The organism is Pseudomonadota bacterium (assembly GCA_030860485.1).
Taxonomy (GTDB): Bacteria; Pseudomonadota; Gammaproteobacteria; order JACCXJ01; family JACCXJ01; genus JACCXJ01.
This window is the reverse complement of the sequence record JALZID010000115.1, coordinates 1-2,308: the sequence shown is the minus strand read 5'-3', so window position 1 is coordinate 2,308 and position 2,308 is coordinate 1. Positions and strand designations below refer to the sequence as shown.

Below are 2,308 nucleotides of genomic sequence, written 5' to 3'. Positions count from 1 at the left end.
ATTGGCCCAGCAGCACTTCGAGAACTTCAAGGACCGCTTCGCCGACTGGCCGGTACGCATCGAGTTGCTGTCGCGGTTTCAAAACAAACGCGAGCAGGACCAGATCACCACGGCCCTCAAGGCAGGCTTCGCGCATGGACAGATGCGCGAGCGCGAGCTGGAGCACGTGGATTGTGGGACAGGCCAACGCCTGCCGGAGCAATAGCATCGCCGCTTCAATCTGAGAATATTCGGCCCAATAGACTGGCACAACGATGCAATAACATTATGCCGTCTGTCGATCGGATAGGATCATCCATCTAATTGGTCTAGACGAGCCATAAGACAGTCATATTCCAGTATGGATTGTTGATTGGTACGGTTTACCGTAAATAGATTCATTAATGAGAATCCAAGCGATTCGTAGTAATCCAAAGCCTCCAGGTAGTGTGGTATATGTTCGTAAATCGGGGTAACAGACAACTCCGATTGCAATCCAACGATAGTGTCCATGCATTTCTCTGCTCCTCTTACTACTTCCAAGTCAAACCCTTGGGTATCTAGCTTGAGGAAAACGCGTGGCTCGCTTATGGCTTCCACCAATTCGGCCATGATGGAATCCAGCCGTTTTACTTGTACCGTGTCCGTCCGAACAACATCCATTCCACTGACTGTGAACGACGGGTTCATTCTTATAGGATCCAAAAACGAATTAAACAACGTGGTCTTGGTAACGTGGAACGGCCTTTCCGCATTTTCGTTCCCAAGCGCAATGTTAGAGACACGCCAGAGCTTGTCGTTCTTAGTCAGGTTTGACAATTGCACGAAATCTTCTCGGTTTGGCTCAAAGGAGAGAAGACGACCGTTGTACCCAGACCTTCTAACGTTGCGAGCGAATTGTCCTCGATTGGCACCCACGTCGATGACACAGTTTATTTTTAGTCGAATCAGAAGGTTCCTGAAGTAACTCCACTGAGAATACTGCTGCAAACGATTCAGTCCAGGAATCGTGGCGCCTGCCTTGATAGCAGCAAATGAGAGATGTCCGAGTACCTTTTCAATCATGTCCTTGCCATTCCTGCACTCCGTCCCCATTAAAACTGTAAAGCCAACATATTCCCCCGGATACAGATGTTCAGTATCGCCGAAGCACCTTCTACGACGGAGAAAATCATCGCGAGCTCTTTTACTCTGGCTCTAAAACTCAAATTCCCTCTTGTCCAACTAACAAAAGAAACGCATTTACTCTGCAGTCATGTTCAATACCTGTTTCTGCTTAACCCTAGCATGGACGCACTGTGCGAATAATCGACAATTTGCGGAAAGCGTCCGCTAGTAGCAGCCGCGCGAACACGGCCATGGCTGACCGTCCTCGCGCGGATCCATACGAGCGAACGCGCCATTTGGCGGAGCTATCCTGAACCTCGTCGGATGGTAGGTATAAGAATTTCAAAAGGCCCTTTTTCGGCGAGAGGAAGAGTACGAGATGGACGTGTGGGTCGTCAAGTACGCGAGCCGTCGGTTCCAGGATCGGGGATTTTTCGGGCGATTCATCGGTCCGAGGCGCCCGGATCCGGGGCGTTTTGGCCTCTCAGGCGAGTGCAGGGCAAAGGGGGCTGTCGGCTCAGGGAGTTGAGGGGGTTCGCGGCCGGGATCAGGCCATTTGGAGTCGGTCGAATGACCGCGCCGGCGATCGGGGCGGTGCCCGGGCGGTGGAAGCGGATCAGATGCAGCCCTTGGACGCGGAACGAGCGCGGCCAGGCGCTGCATGAGCTCCAGGGATGACATCACGACATGGGTGGCCCCGTCGTGGTAGGGGCTCTTGAGTTGCAGCACGACATCGCCGGCACGGTTGAGTGTCAGTCGTTCGTTGGCAATGGCGGGGCGGGTGATGTAGCGGGATAGATGTTCCAGCTTGTGGCGCTCATGGGCGGCGCAGCATACCTCGGCATGGAGGCTAAAGCCCTGCTCGTTGACACAGCGCACGGGGCTAGGCGGCCTTCTTGTGTAGGAACGGTTTGCAAGCTCAGTACTTTCTGGCCCGCCCGGGGCCCCAGCGCAATGCGGTAGGTGCAAGCTGCCGCCCGCAGGGGCCCGAGCGCGAGATCCGGATCGGTGTCGGCGAGGTAGGTCATGCCCTGCTCTTCGATGAGGAAGCCGTTGCGCGTCAAGAACTTCATAAGGCGCTTGATGATACGAAGGTGGCGCCGGCTGAACCGCTTCGTCCACCGTCCTTGATGGTGTTGCGTTTTACTGAAAGTTACTGGCATTGACAGTAGCATTGGGTTGCCGCTTCGGGCAACCGTTTACGCTATACAACGACCCAGAT

The 2,308-nt window shown here is 54.2% G+C and carries 3 protein-coding genes; 1 reads left to right on the top strand and 2 read right to left on the bottom strand.

What is annotated here, in order from left to right; all coding sequences use genetic code 11:
- Nucleotides 1–205: hypothetical protein (locus M3461_06740; protein ID MDQ3774072.1), on the top strand; the 205-nt coding region annotated here is incomplete at its 5' end.
- Nucleotides 206–291: 86 nt separating this feature from the next.
- On the opposite strand, the gene M3461_06735 is transcribed toward M3461_06740, so the two are convergent.
- A complete protein-coding gene (locus tag M3461_06735; protein MDQ3774071.1) occupies nt 292–1,044 on the bottom strand; it encodes an FkbM family methyltransferase in 753 nt (250 codons plus the stop codon).
- A 794-nt stretch (nt 1,045–1,838) separates the two neighbouring features.
- The gene (locus M3461_06730; protein ID MDQ3774070.1) at nt 1,839–2,159 is read right to left on the bottom strand and encodes a hypothetical protein; all 321 of its coding nucleotides are present in this window, start codon (nt 2,157–2,159) and stop codon (nt 1,839–1,841) included.
- Nucleotides 2,160–2,308: the final 149 nt, after the last annotated feature.